Source organism: Microbacterium terrae, from assembly GCF_017831975.1.
In the GTDB taxonomy this organism is placed as follows: Bacteria; Actinomycetota; Actinomycetes; order Actinomycetales; family Microbacteriaceae; genus Microbacterium; species Microbacterium terrae.
The window spans coordinates 333,830-353,259 of sequence record NZ_JAFDSS010000001.1 but is presented as its reverse complement, the minus strand read 5'-3'; the positions used below and the strand labels follow the sequence as shown (position 1 = coordinate 353,259).

At 68.1% G+C, this 19,430-nt stretch carries 18 protein-coding genes; 8 read left to right on the top strand and 10 right to left on the bottom strand.

Going from position 1 to position 19,430, the window contains the following annotated elements; genetic code table 11:
* Window positions 1–8 precede the first annotated feature (8 nt).
* Genes JOD63_RS01580 through JOD63_RS01570 form a run of 3 tightly spaced genes read right to left on the bottom strand, consistent with a single transcriptional unit; the run spans window position 9 to window position 2,556 of the window.
* Window positions 9–719 (bottom strand): nitroreductase, encoded by a 711-nt coding sequence (locus tag JOD63_RS01580; RefSeq protein ID WP_045277161.1) that lies wholly within the window; start codon window positions 717–719, stop codon window positions 9–11.
* Window positions 716–1,735 carry an NADPH:quinone oxidoreductase family protein gene (locus tag JOD63_RS01575; RefSeq protein ID WP_052682630.1) on the bottom strand — a complete coding sequence of 340 codons (1,020 nt, stop codon included), beginning with the start codon at window positions 1,733–1,735 and terminating at the stop codon, window positions 716–718. Before JOD63_RS01575 ends, JOD63_RS01580 begins: the two co-directional genes overlap by 4 nt.
* Window positions 1,732–2,556, bottom strand: a complete 825-nt coding sequence (locus JOD63_RS01570; RefSeq protein WP_245618066.1) for an enoyl-CoA hydratase-related protein — start codon at window positions 2,554–2,556, stop codon at window positions 1,732–1,734. The genes JOD63_RS01575 and JOD63_RS01570 overlap by 4 nt, the downstream gene beginning before the upstream one ends.
* Before the next feature lie 189 nt (window positions 2,557–2,745).
* Between JOD63_RS01570 and JOD63_RS01565 the strand changes: the two genes are divergently transcribed.
* Window positions 2,746–4,299, top strand: coding sequence for an acyl-CoA synthetase (locus tag JOD63_RS01565; protein ID WP_045277160.1), 1,554 nt, complete (start codon window positions 2,746–2,748; stop codon window positions 4,297–4,299).
* Window positions 4,300–4,327: 28 nt separating this feature from the next.
* Here JOD63_RS01565 and JOD63_RS01560 read toward each other — a convergent pair whose 3' ends face one another.
* Window positions 4,328–5,131 carry an enoyl-CoA hydratase-related protein gene (locus JOD63_RS01560; protein WP_045277159.1) on the bottom strand — a complete coding sequence of 268 codons (804 nt, stop codon included), beginning with the start codon at window positions 5,129–5,131 and terminating at the stop codon, window positions 4,328–4,330.
* Between the two features lie 103 nt (window positions 5,132–5,234).
* Between JOD63_RS01560 and JOD63_RS01555 the strand changes: the two genes are divergently transcribed.
* Genes JOD63_RS01555 through JOD63_RS01525 form a run of 7 tightly spaced genes read left to right on the top strand, consistent with a single transcriptional unit; the run spans window position 5,235 to window position 12,491 of the window.
* The gene (locus JOD63_RS01555; protein WP_045277158.1) at window positions 5,235–5,996 is read left to right on the top strand and encodes a 3-hydroxyacyl-CoA dehydrogenase; all 762 of its coding nucleotides are present in this window, start codon (window positions 5,235–5,237) and stop codon (window positions 5,994–5,996) included.
* Window positions 5,997–6,019: 23 nt separating this feature from the next.
* A complete protein-coding gene (locus JOD63_RS01550) occupies window positions 6,020–7,018 on the top strand; it encodes an NAD(P)H-dependent flavin oxidoreductase (RefSeq protein WP_045277157.1) in 999 nt (332 codons plus the stop codon).
* Entirely contained in the window at window positions 7,015–8,169 is a 1,155-nt protein-coding gene (locus JOD63_RS01545; RefSeq protein WP_045277156.1) for an acyl-CoA dehydrogenase family protein, read from the top strand. The genes JOD63_RS01550 and JOD63_RS01545 overlap by 4 nt, the downstream gene beginning before the upstream one ends.
* Window positions 8,166–9,323, top strand: a complete 1,158-nt coding sequence (locus JOD63_RS01540; protein ID WP_045277155.1) for a CaiB/BaiF CoA transferase family protein — start codon at window positions 8,166–8,168, stop codon at window positions 9,321–9,323. Before JOD63_RS01545 ends, JOD63_RS01540 begins: the two co-directional genes overlap by 4 nt.
* Window positions 9,320–10,513 (top strand): thiolase family protein, encoded by a 1,194-nt coding sequence (locus JOD63_RS01535; protein ID WP_045277154.1) that lies wholly within the window; start codon window positions 9,320–9,322, stop codon window positions 10,511–10,513. Before JOD63_RS01540 ends, JOD63_RS01535 begins: the two co-directional genes overlap by 4 nt.
* 2 nt (window positions 10,514–10,515) lie before the next feature.
* Window positions 10,516–11,319, top strand: a complete 804-nt coding sequence (locus JOD63_RS01530; protein WP_211088024.1) for a crotonase/enoyl-CoA hydratase family protein — start codon at window positions 10,516–10,518, stop codon at window positions 11,317–11,319.
* Entirely contained in the window at window positions 11,316–12,491 is a 1,176-nt protein-coding gene (locus tag JOD63_RS01525) for an acyl-CoA dehydrogenase family protein (RefSeq protein WP_169748420.1), read from the top strand. Before JOD63_RS01530 ends, JOD63_RS01525 begins: the two co-directional genes overlap by 4 nt.
* 76 nt (window positions 12,492–12,567) lie before the next feature.
* Here the strand turns inward: JOD63_RS01525 and JOD63_RS01520 are convergent, their stop codons facing one another.
* From JOD63_RS01520 to JOD63_RS01495, 6 genes are read right to left on the bottom strand one after another with little or no spacing between them, the layout of a single operon-like run.
* Entirely contained in the window at window positions 12,568–13,206 is a 639-nt protein-coding gene (locus JOD63_RS01520) for a TetR/AcrR family transcriptional regulator (RefSeq protein ID WP_211088023.1), read from the bottom strand.
* Between the two features lie 40 nt (window positions 13,207–13,246).
* Window positions 13,247–14,650 (bottom strand): 4-hydroxyphenylacetate 3-hydroxylase N-terminal domain-containing protein, encoded by a 1,404-nt coding sequence (locus JOD63_RS01515; protein ID WP_045277152.1) that lies wholly within the window; start codon window positions 14,648–14,650, stop codon window positions 13,247–13,249.
* A 3-nt stretch (window positions 14,651–14,653) separates the two neighbouring features.
* Window positions 14,654–15,793, bottom strand: coding sequence for an EstA family serine hydrolase (locus tag JOD63_RS01510; protein WP_045277151.1), 1,140 nt, complete (start codon window positions 15,791–15,793; stop codon window positions 14,654–14,656).
* Window positions 15,790–16,626 carry an ATP-binding cassette domain-containing protein gene (locus JOD63_RS01505; RefSeq protein WP_045277150.1) on the bottom strand — a complete coding sequence of 279 codons (837 nt, stop codon included), beginning with the start codon at window positions 16,624–16,626 and terminating at the stop codon, window positions 15,790–15,792. Before JOD63_RS01505 ends, JOD63_RS01510 begins: the two co-directional genes overlap by 4 nt.
* The gene (locus tag JOD63_RS01500) at window positions 16,623–18,491 is read right to left on the bottom strand and encodes a dipeptide/oligopeptide/nickel ABC transporter permease/ATP-binding protein (protein WP_045277149.1); all 1,869 of its coding nucleotides are present in this window, start codon (window positions 18,489–18,491) and stop codon (window positions 16,623–16,625) included. Before JOD63_RS01500 ends, JOD63_RS01505 begins: the two co-directional genes overlap by 4 nt.
* Window positions 18,488–19,429, bottom strand: coding sequence for an ABC transporter permease (locus JOD63_RS01495; RefSeq protein WP_045277148.1), 942 nt, complete (start codon window positions 19,427–19,429; stop codon window positions 18,488–18,490). Before JOD63_RS01495 ends, JOD63_RS01500 begins: the two co-directional genes overlap by 4 nt.
* Between the last annotated feature and the right edge of the window lies 1 nt (window position 19,430).

Here is a 19,430-nt window from a genome sequence, read left to right as displayed (position 1 = left end):
ACCCGCCGTCACCCGACGACGCGGGTGACGGCTGCGTCGAGTGCGGCGCGCGAGGTACGGAATCCGTTGATCGGATGCTCGAGATCGGCGTACCCGAACGACACCGCGCACACGATCTGGCGGTCGTCAGGGATCGCCAGTTCTTGCCGCACGATGTCGGAGTGCATGGCGATGGCCGCCTGCGCAATGGTGGCGACGCCGAGGGCGGTCGCCGCGTTCACGAGGTTGGCGACGTAGCCGCCGCAGTCCACCGCGCCGTAGACGCCCTGATCGCGATCGCTCGTGATGATCACGACGTGCGGGGCGCCGAAGAACTGGAAGTTCCGCAGCATCTGCTCGGCCCGCCCCCGGCGATCGGCTCGGTCGATGCCGACACTCTCGTACAGGGCGTACCCGGCCTCTCGGCGACGCTCCTGGAAGACGCCGCGATACTCCGCGGGCGGCGGAAAGTCCGATACCGTGCGAACGGTCTGGGCTGCGGTGACGAGGCGATCAGACAACCTCCGGGTGGCATCGCCCGAGAGCAGATACAGGTGCCACGGCTGGGTGTTGCACCACGACGGCGTACGCTGCGCGAGCTCCAGCATCCTGTCGATGGTCGCAGCCGGCACGGCGTCGGGGAGGAAGGCTCGGCAACTCCACCGCTCGGCGAGAAGGCGATCGAACTGCCCTACCGCTTCGGCGCGGTCGGGAGCGGTGGCGGGACGGGGGGAGGTCATGACGGTTCCTTCGGGGCGCGTGCGGACGGCACCAGGACGTACTTGCCGACCGCCGCACGGTCCGCGATCAGCTTCAGGATGCGGCCGGCATCCTCGAGCGGAGCACGGGTCGGGGCGGGTGGGTTCAGCTCGCCGTCGGCGATCATCGTGAACAGCCGTGTGAGCAACGCGGCGTTGCGGGCCTGTCCGCCGGACCGACGCGACCAGTCGCCCCAGTCGACGCCGATCACGCTGCGGTTGCTCAACAGCATCTGGTTGGTGGGGAGCCGTGGGATCTCGCCGCCCGCGAAGCCGACGATCAGCAGACGCCCACCGGGCGCGAGGGCTCGCAGCGACTCCTCGGAGGCGGCGCCACCCACGGGATCGAAGACGATGTCGGCACCTCCCCCGCTGGCGCGACGGATCTCGGCCTTCAGTTCGGTGTACGAGATCGCGACATCGGCACCGTTCGCGAGGGCTGCGGCGCGCTTCTCGTCCGAGGACGCGACGGCGATCACGTGCGCGCCGGCGGCTCGCGCCACGTCGATCGCGGCCGTGCCGATGCCGCCGCCGGCACCGAGCACGACGACCTCGTCCCCGGCAGAGATCGGCGCGCGATGTATGGTCGCGAACAGAACGGTCAGGTAGCTCTCGATCGCCGCGGCCGCCCGCGCCGGGTCGACTGCGTCCGGGACGATGGCCACCGAATCGGCGGGGAGGGCGACGTGGGTGCTGTACGCACCGCCGACACCGTCGAGCACTGCGGCGACACTCGCGCCGACCAGGTCGATGTCGACGTCCTCACCGCGGGCGACCACCCGACCGACGAGACAGTTTCCGGGGGTGAAGGGCAGTTCCGGCTTGACCTGGTACCCACCGCGCACGACGAGGCTGTCGACGAAGCTGACTCCGGCTGCCGCCACCTCGATGAGCACATCGGTGCTGCCGATGGCGGGGAGGGGCCCCGAAGTGATGGCGATCGCGTCGTAGTCGCCGATCGTCGGGCTGATGACCTTCTGCAGCAGAGTCGCCGTCATCGCGTCTCCCTTCCTTCTGGGGCGTGTGCGGGCAATCCCGGACGGCGGTCCCATCGAGGGCGCCGCTTCTCGAGGAACGCGGTGATCCCTTCTCTATGATCCGGTGATCCGAGGATGGACTGAAGCGCAGCATCGGTGGCCGCCCATCCGGCCTCGTCGTCGGCGCCCGCAACGTCGTTCATCGCTCGGAGCACCGCCGCGACGGCGAGGGGCGAGTTCGCGCAGATCTCGAGAGCGAGCGCGAGTGCCGCTGCGAGCGCGGTGCCGTCGGCGACGACTTCGGCGATGAGTCCGTGGCGCTCCAGGGCGGCCGCGGGCACCGGAAGCCCGGTGAGCGCCATGCGCTTCATGAGAGCGAGCGGAAGCGACGCACTTCCTCGGAACAGACCTCCGCAAGTCGGGATGACGCCGTGGCCGACCTCCGGAAGCCCGAATGCCGCCGATTGACCGGCGACGACGAGGTCGCATGCGAGCACGAGTTCGAATCCTCCACCCAGCGCCGGCCCTTCCACGGCGGCGATCAACGGTTTGGCCCTTTGACGATGGATCAGTCCATAGGCGCCGCCGCGCTGCGTGGGCTCACCGGCGCCCTGCGACAGGTCGGTCCCGGCGCAGAAGACCGTCTCACCTCCGGTCAGGATGCCGCAGCGCAGCGTGGGATCGTCATCGAGGCGATCGAACGCGGCGCTGAGCGCTGCGGTCATCTGCGCGTCGATCGCGTTGCGCTTGTCATGACGCAGCATGCGGATGATCAGCACGGCCCCGTGCTGATCGAGCGATACGCGTTCCGACGTCGGGGAACTCGCGAGGGAGATGCTCACGAGTGGCAGTTTACGGCATTTAGCGTACGTTCGCTAGAACGGCGATCGGTCAAATCGGGGCGCAGGTTGACAACTTCCTCACCCGAGGGCAGGCTTTCTGGGAGTTAGCGAGCGCTAAGCTCACTTTCGCAGTCGATCGATGCAGATCGCGACACGACGATCGATGCAGATCACGAAAGGACCGACGCCTTGACCTACCCGGGTGCACATCCTCGCGAGAAGGTGGCGATCATCCACGCCGACAGCGGTCGCGAACTGCTCTTCGGCGACCTGGACGATCGCTCGGATGCGCTGGCGCGGTACCTGCGCGATGCGGGATTGACCGCGGGCGACACCGTGGCGTTCCTCTCCGAGAACACCATCGAGATCTTCGAGGTGTTCTGGGCGGCACAGCGCTCGGGGCTGTACGTCACAGGCATCAACCATCACCTCACCGCCGGGGAGATCGCCTTCATCTTGGGTGACAGCGGCGCCAAGATCCTCATCTCGTCCTCCACGAAAGCAGACCTCGCGCGTGCAGCGCGAGAGGTGACGCCCGGTGTCGAGCATTTGCTCGCCTGGGGGACGGACATTCCCTCCGACTTGGAGTCCTACGAGGACGCACTCGCGCTCGGCGCCGACGCATCACCTCTCGACAGCCAGCCCAGCGGGGCGACGATGCTCTATTCATCGGGTACCACCGGGCGACCGAAGGGCATCCGGCCCCCGCTTCCCACCAGAACGGTCGATGAGCCCGGCGAGACCGTCGCCGGGATGGCGTCGTCGCTGTACGGCTTCGCCGCCGACACGGTGTACTACTCCCCGGCGCCTGCCTACCACGCCGCACCGCTGAGGTGGGTGGGAGCAGCGACCGCGCTCGGCGGCACCGCCGTGATCCGCACCCGATTCGACGCAGAACAGACCCTGCGCGACATCGAGACCTACCGCATCACCGCCGGGCAGTTCGTGCCCACCATGTTCATCCGCATGCTCAAGCTTCCCGACGACGTCCGCTCTCGCTACGACACGTCGAGCATCCGCACCGCGATCCACGCGGCGGCGGCATGCCCCGTCGAGGTGAAGAACCGGATGCTCGACTGGTGGGGCGACGTGGTCTACGAGTACTACTCGTCGACCGAGATGAACGGCATCACGGCGATCTCGCCGCAGGTTTGGCGCGAGCACGCCGGTTCGGTCGGCCAGGCCATCGTCGGCGTTATCCACGTGTGCGATGACGACGGACGCGAACTCGCCGCCGGCGAGACCGGGGTCGTCTTCTTCGAGCGCGACCACCTGCCGTTCGAGTACCACCACGACCCCGCCAAGACGGCCGCCGCGCAGCATCCGGCCCACCCGCTCTGGACGACGACCGGCGACGTGGGGCGAGTAGACGAACAGGGCTACCTGTTCCTGACCGATCGGAAGGCCTTCACGATCATCTCGGGCGGGGTCAACATCTACCCGCAGGAGATCGAGAACGCCCTCGCACTGCACCCGGCGGTGCTCGATGCCGCGGTGATCGGCCTGCCTGATGACGAGTGGGGCGAATGCGTCACCGCGGTCATCCAGCCGGCCGCCGGTGCCGAGCCGGGGTCGGCGCTCGCCGACGAGATCACCGAGTTCCTGCGCGGCACCCTCGCCCGGTTCAAGGTCCCGCGGCAGGTGCTGTTCACTCAGGACATGCCGCGAACCCCCACCGGCAAGCTCGTCAAGGCCGACCTGGTGAGGCGCTACACGGTCGAAGCCGCCCGCAGCGCAGTCTGAGACCGGGCCGGGGCGGCTCAGGGTCGTCCTATCCCGGCAGATCCGTGAACGCCGGGGCGCGCTTCTCGCGGAAGGCGAGAGCGCCCTCGGCGAAGTCGTGAGCGGTGAGAAGCCCGACCTGGCCTGCGCGCTCGCGCGCGAACGCGGCCGACAGCTCCACCAGGGTCGCGGCGTTGACGGCAGCCTTGGTCTGTGCGATCGCCGCCGCCGGGCCGGAGCGGAACGTCCCGACGATTCCATCGAGCGCCGATTCGAGGTCTCCGGCATCGACCACGCGGCTCACGAGGCCGTGGACAGCAGCCTCGGGCGCGCCGATGCGCTCGGCCAGAAGCGCCATGCGCATGGCGGCGGTCCGACCGACGGATGCCGCGATCAACGCGGTCGCGCCGCCGTCGGGCATGAGTCCCACCCGCGTGAAGGCGAGCTGGAAGTACGCGGCGCTGGTCGCCAGCACGACGTCAGCCGCCAGCGCGATTGGGACCCCGACGCCCGCACAGGGGCCTGCGACCACCGACACGACCGGGACGGGAGCCTCGAGGATCCCGCGCACCAGATCGTTCGCCGCATCGATGGTCCGTCCAGCGTTCGCGGGCTGGGCGAGTTCCTCGGCGGCCCCGAGGTCGACCCCGGACGAGAACGCCCCGCCGGCTCCGCGCAGCACGATGACCCGTTCGCCGTCCGCTACGCGCTCCCCCGCCCCGGCGATGAGGTCGCCGAGTGCCCGCAGAAGCGGCTCGTCGACAGCGTTGCGTCGCTCGGCGGCGGCGAGCGTGACGGTGAGCGCACCGTCGCTGCGCTCGACGATCAGTCGGGGATCCTGTGACTTCGGCATCCTGATCTCTCCTTGCAAGGTTGCGTGCTCGACGTGTTGAAGGTAGCTTATCGAGCGCTAACTCATCGCGCATCGACGCGCGAGAACCCGATGGAGGAATGTCATGGAGCTCAGTGGTCAGGTCGCAGTGGTGACGGGCGGGGCATCCGGGCTCGGCCTCGCGACCACACAGGCGCTACGCGCCGCGGGAGCCAAGGTCGTCATCCTCGATCTCCCCCGTTCGGACGGTCAGCGCCTTGAGGACGAGGACCCCGCCAACATCCGCTTCGCACCCGCCGACGTGCGCAAAGAGGAGCAGGTCTCGGCCGCCCTCGACATCGCCGCGGAGCTCGGTCCGCTCCGCGTCGCCGTCAACTGCGCGGGCACCGGAGCAGGCATCCGCGTGGTTTCGAAGACCGGGCCCCACCCCCTGGCCGACTTCCAGCGTGTCATCGACATCAATCTGGTCGGCTCGTTCAACGTCATCCGCCTCGCCGCCGAGCGCATGCAGCAGCAGCCGCTCCTGGGCGAGGAGCGCGGCGTCATCATCAACACCGCCTCGGTCGCCGCGTACGACGGCCAGATCGGTCAAGCCGCCTACTCCGCTTCCAAGAGCGGCATCGTCGGACTCACGCTCCCAGTCGCCCGTGAACTCGCCTCGACGCAGATCCGCGTCAACACGATCGCGCCGGGCCTGTTCGACACCCCGCTGCTCGCGTCGCTGCCGGAGGCCGCCCGCCAGTCTCTCGGCCAGCAGGTGCCGCACCCCAGCAGGCTGGGCAACCCGGCCGAGTACGCCGCCCTCGTCGCGCACATCGTGTCCAACCCCATGATCAACGGCGAGACGATCCGCGTCGACGGCGCGATCCGCATGACCGCACGCTGAGCCCCAGAGGAACGAGCACACACATGACGATCCGCACCCGCCTCACCGAGCTGCTCGGCATCGAGGCCCCCATCGTCCAGGGCGGCATGATGTTCGTCGGTCGGGCGGGCCTGGCCGCCGCCGTCTCGAATGCCGGCGGCCTCGGCACGATCACCGCCCTCACCCAGCCGACACCGCAGGATCTGCGGGAAGAGATCGCCCGTGCGCGCGACCTCACCGACAAGCCGTTCGCGGTGAACCTCACGATCCTGCCGTCGATCACCCCGCCGCCCTACGAGGAGTACCGCCAGGCGATCATCGATTCCGGCGTGAAGATCGTCGAGACTGCGGGCTCGAACCCCGCTCCGCATCTCCCCGCGTTCCACGACGCGGGAATCACCGTGATCCACAAGTGCACCAGCGTCCGCCACGCGGTGAAGGCGCAGTCGCTGGGGGTCGACGTGATCTCGATCGACGGATTCGAGTGCGCGGGTCACCCGGGAGAGGACGACGTCGCCGGACTCGTGCTGATCCCGGCCGCGGCCCGCGAGATCGAGATCCCCATGATCGCCTCGGGCGGCATCGCGGATGCGCGGGGACTCGTCGCCGCGCTCGCGCTGGGCGCCGACGGCGTGAACATGGGCACCCGCTTCGTCGCGACCGAGGAAGCGCCGGTGCACCGCTCAGTGAAGGAACACATCGTCGCATCCACCGAACTCGACACCGAGCTCATCCTGCGTCCCCTTCGCAACACCTCGCGCGTCGCATCGAACGCCGTCAGCCGGGAGGTCGTGCAGATCCTCCAGGGCGGCGGCGAGTTCGCCGACGTGCGCGCACTGGTGGCGGGAGCGCGGGGCCGACAGGTCTGGGAGACCGGCGACGTCGAGGCGGGTATCTGGACCGTCGGCACCACCCAGGGACTCATCGAGGACATCCCCACAGTGGCGGAGCTCCTCTCCCGCATGGTCGACGAGGCCGAGGCCATCATCCGCGGACGCCTGGCCGACAGCATCCTCCCCGTCCCCGCCGGAGCCGCGCGATGAGGCAGACGTTCTACGACGACGACCACGAGGCGTTCCGCGAGGTCGTCGCGACCTACATCGCCCACTCAGTCGCCCCGTCCTACCCCCAGTGGGAAGCGGATCGCCTCATCGACCGTGCGGCCTGGACGGACGCGGGCGCGGCGGGGCTTCTCGGGATGGCCGCACAGGAAGCGTTCGGAGGCGCTGACGTCGACGACTACCGCTTCCGCTGCGTCATCGCCGAAGAGCTCGCCTTCGCCGGAGCCACCTCGCTCGCCTCCGGGTTCGCCCTCCAGGACGACATCGTGATCCCCTACCTGCTCGAACACGCCACGAAGGATCAGCTCGAGCGCTGGATGCCCTCGCTCGTGTCGGGTGAGACGATCTCGGCGATCGCGATGACGGAGCCCGGCACCGGCAGCGATCTGCGCGGCATCACCACATCGGCGGTGCGGGATGGCTCGGACTGGGTGCTGTCGGGACAGAAGACGTTCATCACGAACGGCATCCATGCCGACCTCGTGATCGTCGTCGCCCGCACCGACACCGGGTCAGGACCGCGTCACACGCTCTTCGTCGTGGAACGCGAGGCGCCGGGCTTCGAGCGCGGGCGCAAGATCGACAAGATCGGGCTGCACGCGCAGGACACCGCCGAGCTCTTCTTCGACCAGGTGCGCGTCCCGGCCGAGAACGTCCTCGGCGAAGTCGGCGCGGCGTTCGGATACCTCATGGCCGGGCTCCCACGCGAGCGACTGTCGATCGCGGTCGCCGCGCTGGCAGGATCGGCGGCGGCGCTGCGCTGGACCGAGGACTACGTGTTCCAGCGCACCGCATTCGGCACCCGTGTGGGCGACTTCCAGAATACCCGGTTCATGCTGGCCGAGATGGAGACCGAGCTCGACGTCACGCGCGCCTACGTCCACGCGGCCGTGCTCGCCCAGAATGAGGGCTCGCTCACCACCGGCGACGCCTCGAAGGCGAAGTGGTGGACGACCGAGCTTCAGGAACGCATCGTCACACGCGGACTCCAGCTGTTCGGCGGATACGGCTTCACCGAGGAGTTCCCGATCGGCCGGGCGTTCCGCGACTCCCGCGTGCAGTCCATCTACGGCGGGACGACCGAGATCATGAAGGAGATCATCGGACGCGAGATCGAACGGCGTCACCGATGAGCGCCGGCCCCCTCTCCGGCATCCGCGTGATCGAACTCGCCGGAATCGGCCCGGGTCCCCACGCGGCGATGGTGCTCGCCGACCTGGGTGCCGACGTGGTGCGCGTCGACCGGCCCACCCCTGGACTCGACCTCACGGCAGGCTCCTCCGATTGGCTGGTGCGCGGGCGTCGCTCCCTCGCGGCCGATCTCAAGGATCCGGACCAGCGCGAGCTTCTTCTGCAGCTGTGCGAGAAGGCCGATGTGCTCATCGAGGGCTACCGGCCCGGGGTCGTGGAGCGACTCGGGCTCGGTCCCGACGACGTTCGCGCGCGAAATCCGCGGCTGGTCTACGGCCGGATCACCGGCTGGGGTCAGACCGGGCCTCGTGCCCGCACGGCGGGTCATGACATCAACTACCTCGCGCTGACCGGAGGTCTTCACGCCATCGGCCGCAGCGACGATCGCCCCGTGCCGCCGCTCAATCTCGTCGCCGACTACGGCGGAGGATCGATGCTGCTGCTGGTCGGCATCCTCGCGGCGCTCTGGGAGCGCGGACGCACCGGGCTCGGACAGACGGTCGACGCGGCGATGGTCGACGGCGCGAGCCTGCTCCTCCAGATGACCCGGTCGATGCTCGCAGCCGGAGCGTGGGTCGACCGCCGCGGCAGCAACCTCCTCGATGGTGGCGCCCCGTTCTACGACACCTATGCCTGCGCCGACGGAGGGCATGTCGCTGTCGGCGCGCTTGAAGAGCCGTTCTACGCGGCGATGCTGGACGGGCTGGGACTGGACTCCGCGGACGTCCCCGACCGCGATGACCGTGACAACTGGCCCGCACTTCGAGAGGTCCTCGCCGCGAGGTTCGCCACGCGCACGCGCGACGAATGGGCCGAGGCCTTCGGCGACACCGACGCCTGCGTGACGCCGGTGCTGACCCTCGCCGAAGCCGCCGCAGACCGCCACCTTCAGGCACGCGGCACGATTCGAGTGCAGGATGGCGCGGCCCAGGCGTCCGCCGCCCCGCGCTTCTCTCTCCACCTCGACCTTCCCTCACCCACCCCGCCGCCGATCCCCGACGCCGATCGCGCGGGGATCCTCCGGGACTGGCTGGGCGTCGACCTCGCCGCCGATGATCCCACTTCAGTCCGCTCATCTTCAGGAGTCCTCTCATGATCGAAGCCGTCATCGTCGATGTCATCCGCACCGCCTCAGGACGCGGCAAGCCCGGCGGGGCGCTGCACGGCACACATCCGGTCGACCTGCTTGCCACCGTGCTCGAATCCCTCGTCGGCCGCACGGGGATCGACGCCGGACTCGTCGACGATGTGATCGCGGGTTGCGTCAATCAGGTGGGCGACCAGTCGCTCAACATCGCCCGTCACGGTCTGCTGGCCGCGGGACTCCCCGAGCACGTCCCCGGCACGACCATCGATCGCCAGTGCGGATCGAGCCAGCAGGCGGTGATGTTCGCGGCGCAGGCGATCATGTCGGGAACACACGACATCGTGATCGCCGCCGGCGTCGAGTCGATGAGCCGCGTGCCGATGGGGTCGTCCGCCCTCGGTCGCGACCCGCTCGGCGAGCGCCTGCGCGCCCGCTACCCCGAGGGTCTGGTCCATCAGGGCATCTCGGCCGAGATCATCGCCAGCAAGTGGGGCTTCAGCCGCGCCGACCTCGACGAGTACTCGGCGCGCTCCCACCGGCTCGCTGCCGATGCGGCAGACGGCGGACTCTTCGACCGGGAGATCATCCCGGTGCGTGTGCGGAACGCGGACGGCGAATCCGTCGACCACGTCATCGATGAGACGGTGCGCCCCACCACGACTGCGGAAGCGCTCTCGAGCCTTCAGCCCGCATTCGCCGAAGAGAAGTACGCCCACCGCTTTCCGCAGATCGACTGGAAGATCACCGCCGGAAACTCCTCGCCGTACACCGACGGCGCGTCGGCGGCGCTCATCTGCTCGGCCGCGAAGGCGGCCGAATTGGGACTGACGCCCCGTGCCCGCTTCACCGGATTCGCGGTAGTCGGTGCCGACCCGATCGAGATGCTCACCGCTCCGATCCCCGCAACCCGAAAGGTGCTGCAGCGCACGGGTCTTGCGATCGACGACATCGACGCCTACGAGGTCAACGAGGCGTTCGCCCCGGTGCCGCTCGCGTGGGCGGCCGATCTGGGTGCCGACCTCGCCAAGCTCAACCCGCGGGGTGGGGCGATCGCTCTCGGTCACCCTCTGGGCGCCTCGGGCACGCGTCTGCTCGCCACCCTCGTGAACCACCTCGAGCACACCGGCGGGCGCTACGGACTGCAAACCATGTGCGAGGGTGCCGGCATGGCGAACGCGACCATCATCGAGCGGATCTGACCGTGGGCCGGGAAGAAGCAGTCGACGCGCCAACGGTCCTCACTGAATTGCGCGGTGCGATCGCGCTCATCACCCTCAATCGACCCCACGCCCTAAATGCCGTCGATGCCGCGATGGCGACCGCGCTCGGCGACGCGATCGCGTCGGCGTCGGACGACGACCGTGTTCGGTGCATCGTCATCACGGGCGCGGGCCGTGGTTTCAGCGCCGGCTACGACCTCAAGGCGTTCGCGCGCGGGGAGGACGCCGAGCACCCCGAGCACCCCGAATGGGGGTTCGCCGGGATCGTGCGCCACGTGATCGACAAGCCGGTGATCGCCGCCGTGAACGGCTTCGCATTCGGCGGCGGCGCCGAGATCGCCCTGGCCGCCGACATCGCGGTCGCGGGTGACTCCACTCGGATTGGCTTCCCCGAGGTCGCTCGTGGCCTGGTCGCCGCTGCCGGCGGCGTCGTGCGCCTGCAGCGCATCCTGCCCCGCCGCGTCGCATCCGAACTCCTGTTCACGGGTGCGCCGATGAGCGCCGACCGCGCTCTGCAGCACGGTCTCGTGAACAAGGTCGTTGAGGACGACCAGGTACTGGATGCCGCACTCGACCTCGCCGGGACGATCTCGCGCAACGCTCCCCTGGCCGTCCAGGCGACCAAGGGCTTCCTCCGCGAGAGCGAGCGCTACGCGTCCGAATGGGACGCCGATATCTGGGACGCTCAGGATCGCCTTGTCATGCCGGTCTTCGACACCGACGACGCCGCCGAGGGAGCGCGGGCCTTCGCCGAGAAGCGCGATCCGGTGTGGAGAGGACGGTGAGCGCGCCTGCACTCCCCCGAGGCCGAGCCCCACGGATAGAACGGCTTCTCCCGACCGATGAGGCGCACGACCTCCTCGACCTCATCCACGATTTCTGCACGAAGGAACTCGCCCCGATCGTGGACGAACACGAACGGGAGGGTCGATATCCGACGGGACTCTTCGCGCGCCTCGGTGAACTGGGGCTGCTCGGGCTCCCGTTCGAGGAGCGCTGGGGTGGTGCCGAGCAGCCGTACGAGGTCTATCTGCAGGCGCTCGAGGAAGTCGCTCGACACTGGGCGTCGGTCGCCGTCGCGGTCAGCGTGCACTCCATGGCGACGGCCGCGGTGATCCGCTACGGTGACGACACCCTGCGAACCGAATTGGTTCCGCGGCTCATCGCAGGAACACGGGTGGCGGCGTACAGCCTGTCTGAGCCCCATGCGGGCTCGGACGTCTCAGCGCTCACCTGTCGTGCCGAGAGCGTCGACAGCGGCGGCTACCGTCTCACGGGCGAAAAGGCGTGGATCACCCACGGCGGCGCAGCCGACGTCTATGTCACCTTCGCCCGTACCCGTCTCGGGCAGGGTGGCGTGACAGCCTTCGCGGTTCCGGGTGATGTACCAGGACTCTCCTTCAGCAACCCACTCGAGAAGATGGGCCTGACCGCGATCCCGACGGCCTCGGCCTTCCTCAGCAACGCGCCGATCCCGGCATCCGCGCGGCTGGGCGTCGAAGGTCAGGGCTTGCCGATCGCGCTCGGCGCTCTCGATAGCGGCCGCCTGGGAATCGCCGCCGTCGCGACCGGCCTGGCACAGGCGGCCCTCGATGCTGCAGTGGGCTACTCCTCCGAGCGCGAGGCGTTCGGCAAGCCGATCATCGCGCATCAGGGCCTCGGATTCCTGCTCGCCGACATGGCGGCAGCTGTCGACACTGCCCGAGCGACATACGTGGATGCTGCGCGTCGCCGCGACCGTGGACTTCCCTTCACGCGGCACGCCTCGGTTTCCAAGCTCGTGGCGACGGATGCCGCGATGAAGGTGACCACGGACTCCGTCCAGGTGTTCGGCGGTGCCGGATACACCAAGGAGTTCCCCGTCGAGCGCTACATGCGCGAGGCGAAGGTGATGCAGATCTTCGAGGGCACCAACCAGATCCAGCGCCTGGTGATCGCCCGGTCACTGACGAGCTGACACTTTCGCACACAACGAGGATCCGCGGGGCAGCAACGTGCTCCCCCGCGGATTCTCGTCGTGTCGGACGCGCGAATCAGTCGGCGGTGCGGTGCTCGACCACGGCGAGCGCGATGTGGGAGTAGCGTTCGGCGAGCTCGCTCGGCGAGATCGGCCCGCCCATTCGGTACCAGCCCGCGATGCCCTGACACATCGCCAGGATCGCCCGACAGCACTCGTGCGGTTCGGTCGTCTGGAACAGACCGCTCTCGACACCGGCATCCACCGCGCGCTGCAGGGGAGTCTCGATGTCGTCGCGAGCGTGGATGTACCACGCGAGGTTCTCGGGCGTGAGTGCGCGTCGCTCGTTGTCGAGGAACGCGATCTCGCTGTAGTGCGCCATGTACATGGCGATCCCCTGCACCAGCGCAGACAGCTGCGACACGGGGTCGTCGTCGGCCTCTGCCAGGGCGCCCTCGATCTTCGACGTCAGCGCCTCCAGCGCCTTCTCGAGGAGCGACACCAGCAGCGCCTGCTTGTTCTCGAAGTGGTAGTAGATCGCAGGGACCGTCACCCCGACTGCGCGCGCGATCTCCCGCACCGATGTCGCGTGATACCCCTTCGCGATGAACTGCTCCAGCGATACCGCGAGGATGATCGGCAGGTCGATGGGCGAGTACTCGCGCCATCCCACGGCGGCCTCCGCGGCCGGATCGCTCTGGGCACTGGAGTTCACGACCGGCATAGCGTACAGAATAGGCCGTTGACGCACTCCGTCATCGCGGCACGCGGGCCAGCCCCCGCACGTAGTCGACCGCACGCTCGGAGTCGTAGGCCCGCAGGATCTGCAGCTTCTCGGCCTCGAACGAGCCTTCGGCGTGCGTGGCGAGCACGCGCTGATATCCGCCGTAGCCGCGCGCAGTGAGATCGGACACGAAGTTTGCGATGCGCAGCCGGGCCTCGCCGGGAACGGCGCCGGCGTAGTACTTCTCGAGAACTGCCCGCACCTCGGGCTTCGCCCAGTCTCCCGCTCCCGGCCCGGTGATGAGCAGGCCGCCGGCGAGGTCGATCAGGTGAGACGTGGCGGCGCTGAACCCGTGGGCGAAGTGGTACTTCGCCATGTTGACTGTGAGCGGGTCGGGTCGGAAGACACCATTGCCGGACTCCGCTCCGCGCAGGGCCGACAGCTCAGCGAGTCCGCGGACGGTCTCTGCCCACGTGATCAGTTCGGTGAGCTTGGACTTCACGTGGCCCGCGTTCGCGATGCCGTTGGCCTCCGCAACGAGGATGGCCGCGCCGACGATCTGATCCAGCAGCGGCAGCTTGTAGTTGATCGCGGTGAATCGGTGGTAGTCCACGAAGGCGAGCGCCAGTGGTCCGGCGTGCTCGGGGACACCGTTGAGGAACACGCGGTCCTTGGGGACGCGCACGTCGTCGAAAACAGTGAGGGACTCGAGGAGCTTGTGGCGCGAGGACAGGGGGTGCTCGAATTCGTTCGGCTCGCCGTCCGCGAACGACGACACGTAGAGCGTGAGGCCGGGGGTGTCCACCGGAATGGCGAAGGAGACCGCATATGCCGCGTCATCCGGCCCCATCGCCCTCGTCGGCAGCACCACGATCTCGTCGACATTCGGAGCGAACGACGTGTGAGTCTTGGCACCCCGGACTGTGATCGATTCGGCGTCCTCGGCGACGATGTGGAGGTAGAGGTCGGGATCCGCCTGCTGGGAGGGGCCGAGGGCGCGGTTGCCCTTGACGTCGGTCTGAGCGACTGCGAGCGAGAGATCCTCCCGAGCAATGAACTCGACATAGCGACGCGCGTTCTCGTTGCCCGCACCCCAGGTGGCGCGCAGCAGCGCGAACAGCGCATCTGAGCCGACCTCCTTCAGCACGATCGTGCCGCCGCCGAGCCGGGAGACCTGCTCGATCAGCCGCCCGCGCCGGATGAGGTCGTCGATCGTGCGGGGTGCGTTCCAGAAGAACGACCGCGGGTCGCCGTCGACCTCGGTCACCGCAAGCTCAGGGTGCGATTCGTGGATGTCGTAGCCCAGGCTGGAGTGCTCAACCGCGCGGATGAACTGAGGATGGGTGAGGATGTCTGCAACCTCCTCGCCCCGGTAGACGACCTTGCGTCCATCCCGAAGGCCGGCTCGGTACTGGTCTGCAGTCCGAAGTGTCATATTTCAACTCCTGTTGTTCGCTGTGTCGAAGAACGTGCCGATTCGGCGGGACGTTCGCACCGCTCGGGGATCGGCACCGCCGGGCCACGCACCGCGCACGGTGGTCCAGCCGAACGCGACGCCGGTTTCGGGGTCGATGGTCGCGAGATGTCCGCCGGCGCCGTCATGTCCGAATGAGCGGGCGCCACCGAAGGGCCGCGCGCCGTAAGGCTTCTGGAAGACGATGCCGAAACTCCTGTCCGTGATGCCGAGCACCTGATCCACACCGCGCACATGCTGCTCGCCGATGCGATCCACGGTGTCTCGGCTCAGCAGCGGAGCGCCGCCGTCCACACCGGTGACCGCGGCGGCGAGCAGCCGAGCGAGTCCCCGCGCTGTGCCTGTGCCGAAGGCTGCGGGGTGACCGAACCTCCAGCTCTCGGGTCGGTTGCCCGGATCCCCTGCGAGGTCGTAGTGCATGAGCTCACCGAGGAGGGACGGAGGCAGTTCCATGGCTTCCCTCGCCGGCTTCACCGCGGTGAAGGAGTCCCGCCGACGCCCTTCCTCGGCCTCGGGGAGACCGAGGAAGAAGTCGATGTCGTAGGGCGCCCGCACGTCGGACTCGTAGAATTGCTGGAACGTTCGACCAGTGATCCGGAAGACGAGCTCCGCGGCGAGGTTCCCGATCGTGAGCCCGTGATAGCCGAATGCCGTTCCCGGACGCCAGAACGGCGCGGTCGCCGCGAGCCGCTCAGCGGCGATGTGATCATCGAGGAGCTCGGTCAGCGCGAGTGGAGGGGTGGCCTGCGGCAGTCCCGCCTGATGCGAGAGCAGCTGACGAACAGTGACGTCCTGCTTTCCTCGCGCCGCGAACTCCGGCCAGTAGTCCGCGACGCGCTGATCGAGATCGAGCAGACCGCGCTCGATGAGCACCCCGACCACGACGCCGATCGTGACCTTGGTCGTCGAATGGGTGACCAGGACGGTCTCCTCGTCCATTCCGCGACCGCTCCACACATCCAGAATCGGGATGCCGTCTTTGAAAGCGGCCGCTTGGAACGCCACATGCGGGTCGTCGGCCAGCGCCTGGTCGAGCGCCTCGACGACCTCCGCGAGTCGGTCGTCGGCGCGGCCCAAGAGAAACCGGGAACCGATCGGCTTCATCGTGTCGCCTCCGTGAGTGCGCGGCGCGCGGCACGGCGTTCCACCTGCTCGTCCGGATCGGGCACCGGCGCCGCCATGAAAAGGCGCTGGGTGTAGGGGTGGGTGGGCCGAGAGGTCACGAGATCGCCGTCCCCGGATTCGACGATCTCGCCGCGGTACATCACTGCGACCCGATGGCTGATGTGTCGGACGACGGCGAGATCGTGGGTCACGAACAGGTAGGCGACACCGGTGCGCTCTTGGATATCGATCAGAAGATCGAGCACGCGCGCCTGTGTCGAGAGGTCGAGGGCCGAGACCGGCTCGTCGCACACGATCAGCCGCGGACTCAGCGCGAGCGCCCGCGCGATGGCCACACGCTGTCTCTGCCCGCCCGAGAACTCTCGGGGAAGGCGGTGGAGCGAATCGCTGGGGAGGCCGACCTGACCGAGCAGCTCCGCGACCCGATCGCGCGCCTCTGCTCGAGCGGTCCCCGCCGCGGTGAGCGGCTCGGTGAGGATCTGCTCGATCGTCATCGCCGGGTTGAGGGACGAGTACGGATCCTGGAACACCACCTGGATCTCGCTGCTCAGCGCTCGCCGATCGCGCCGGTTCAAGCGCGAGATGTCTCGACCGTCGAATCGGATCTGCCCGTCGGTGACGGGGGCGAGACCCAGCGCGGCGCGTCCGAGTGTGGTCTTGCCGGAACCCGACTCGCCGACCAGGCCGACCGTCTCTCCCGCGCGGATGTCGAGCGAAACGCCATCGAGGGCGCGGAACGCCTTGGCTCGCAAACCCTTGCCGGGGTAGTCGACGATCAGGTCCTTCACCTCGAGGAGCGGAGCATCGCTCACCGGACACCTCCTGCTGCCGGGGTCAGGGCACCGCGGGCCGGACCGCCGTCGAGGATCGCACCGAGCAGACCCTGCGTGTAGGCATGCTCTGGCCGGCTGAAGATCGCGCGCACCGGCCCTTGCTCGACGAAGAGACCAGCTTGCATGACGGTGACCTGATCGCACAGATCTGCGACCACGCCGAAGTTGTGCGTCACCAGGAGCATCGCCATCTTGTGCTCAGCCTGAAGCCCTCGGAGCAGATCGAGGATTTCGGCCTGAACGGTGACGTCGAGAGCCGTCGTGGGCTCATCGGCGATGACCAGGTCGGGCTCGGTCGAGATCGCTCCGGCGATCAGCACACGCTGCGCCATTCCTCCCGAAACTTCGAACGGATACGCATCGAACGTACGGCGAGGATCAGGGATGCCGACGCGATCCAGCAGATCGAGTGCGCGCGTCGTCGCCTGTTTCCGACTCAGTCCCAGGTGCACGCGCAACGGTTCGACGAGCTGGTTGCCGACGGTGAACGACGGGTCGAGGTTGCTCATGGGCTCCTGAGGGATGTATCCGATGCGCTTGCCGCGAACCTTCTCCAGCACCTTCTCGGGAGCGTCCGCGAGCTCGGTCCCCTCATACCGGATCGAACCCTCGGTGACCCGGCCCCCGCGGGGCAGGAGCCCCAGCACTGCGAAGGCAGTCTGAGTCTTTCCCGAGCCCGATTCGCCGATGAGTCCGTGGACCTCGCCCTTGGCGATCTCGAACGACACTCCACGGACGACTTCGATGATCGAGCCGTCTGCCTGGTCGTACCCGACGCGCAGGTTCGTCACCTCGAGGGCGGGCTCGCGTGCCCCGGCGCGATCATCGCGATGCACGATGACACCGGCGCGCTCGTCGGGGAGCGGCACCTCGTCACGGTCGATCGGAGCATCGCCGCCACTGAGCGAGACGGAGGTCGTCACTGCGGCGATCGAACCGGTCGCGGTCGTCACCGCGCGGCGCCGCCTGCGACGAATCGAGACAGCTCGCTCGAGTTCGTCACGCATGTCGTTGGCGAGGAGTGTCAGTGCGATACAGGTCAGGCCGATCGCAAGCGATGGCCACAGCATCAGAAGCGGCTCGCGATAAATGGCCTTGAACCCGTCGTTGAGCATCGATCCCCAGGTCGGAACGGCACTGTCGCCCAGGCCGAGGAACTCGAGGCCGGATTGAATCGCGATGGCGATGCCGCCGATGATGGCCGACTGGATGATGATCGGCGCGCGAACCACCGACAGGACGTGACGACCGATGATGCGTGTGTCGGTGAGGCCCGAGACTCGCGCGGCGTCCACATAGAGCTCCGCCCTCACCGTCGTCACCGAGGCGTACACGAGTCGATAGAACGCCGGCGAGAGCAGCACGCCGAATATCAGCATCGCGATCCAGACGCTGGGTCCGAGGATGACCCGTGCCGCGAGGAGGACGACCATGCCGGGAAGCGCCATGTTCAGCTCGGTCACCCAGGTGGCGGCAGAGTTGAACCAGCCCTGGTAATAGCCTGCGACGAGCCCCGTCACCACTCCGATGACGAGCGCGGTCAGCAGCGCGAGCAGAGCACCGGCGATCGTGGTCTGCGTCGATACGAGGAGACGCGACAGGACGTCCCGCCCGGCGCTGTCGGTGCCGAGCGGATGCGCCGCTGACGGTGGCTCGAGGACGGCACGGATATCGGCGTAGTTCGCATCCATCGGCGCGAGGAGCGGGCCGAAGATCGCCACGAAGACGACGATCGTGAGGAATACGAGGGAAGTGAGTCCCACGGGGCGGCGCAGCAGGCGCTTGAGCAGCGAGACGCGCGCGGCCGTGATGGGGACGCTCTGCGGGACGTCGATGGCGGTCATGACAGTCGGACCTTCGGGTTGAGAACCGCCTGGGCGACATCGATCACCAAGTTGACGATGAGGACGATGATCGCGAACACGATCACCAGCCCCATCACCACGGGGATGTCACCTCGGACGGTGGACTGGACGGTGAGTTGGCCCATGCCGGGAATCGCGAACATCTGCTCGATGATGACGGCGCCACCCAGCATCCCCACGAATTGCAGAGCGAGCACCGCAAGCGCGGGTCCGCCCGCATTGCGCAGGACGTGACGATAGATGACGGAGTTCGCGGGGAGGCCTCGGGAGCGGAGGGTACGGACGTAATCGCGCGACATCGCATCGATCACCGAGCCTCGGATCTGCTGCGCGACGGCGGCGACCGCGCCGAACGAGAGCGCGAGGATCGGAAGCGTCACAGACGAGAGCCAGCCCACTACGGAGTCATCGAGCGGAATGTACCCGGTCGCTTTGAACCACCCGAGCTCAACGGCGAAGACGAGTACCAGTCCGAGCGCGATGAGGAAGCCGGGCAACGCGAATCCGAGCATCGTGATGAATTGGATGAGTGAGTCGACCCACCCACCGCGGCGTGCGGCGAGCACTCCGAGGACCACCGACACGACCGCCGAGATGATGATCGTGCCGACGACGATCGAGAGGGTGACACCGACACGGTTGACCACGCTCACGCTGACCAGTTCGCCCGTGAACCAGCTCCGTCCGAGATCACCGCTGAGGGCACCGCCCAGCCATTCGCTGTAGCGGACGAAGAACGGACGATCCAGACCGAGCTCGGTGGTCTTCTTGGCGACGACTTCGACGGTCGCCGTGTCGCCGAGGATCCTTCGTGCGATGTCTCCGCCCGCCAGATACAGCAGGAAGTAAGCGATAAAGGAGATCGCCGCGACTAGGACGACGCCGGAGGCGACGCGCCGCAGGATGAACCAGAGCATG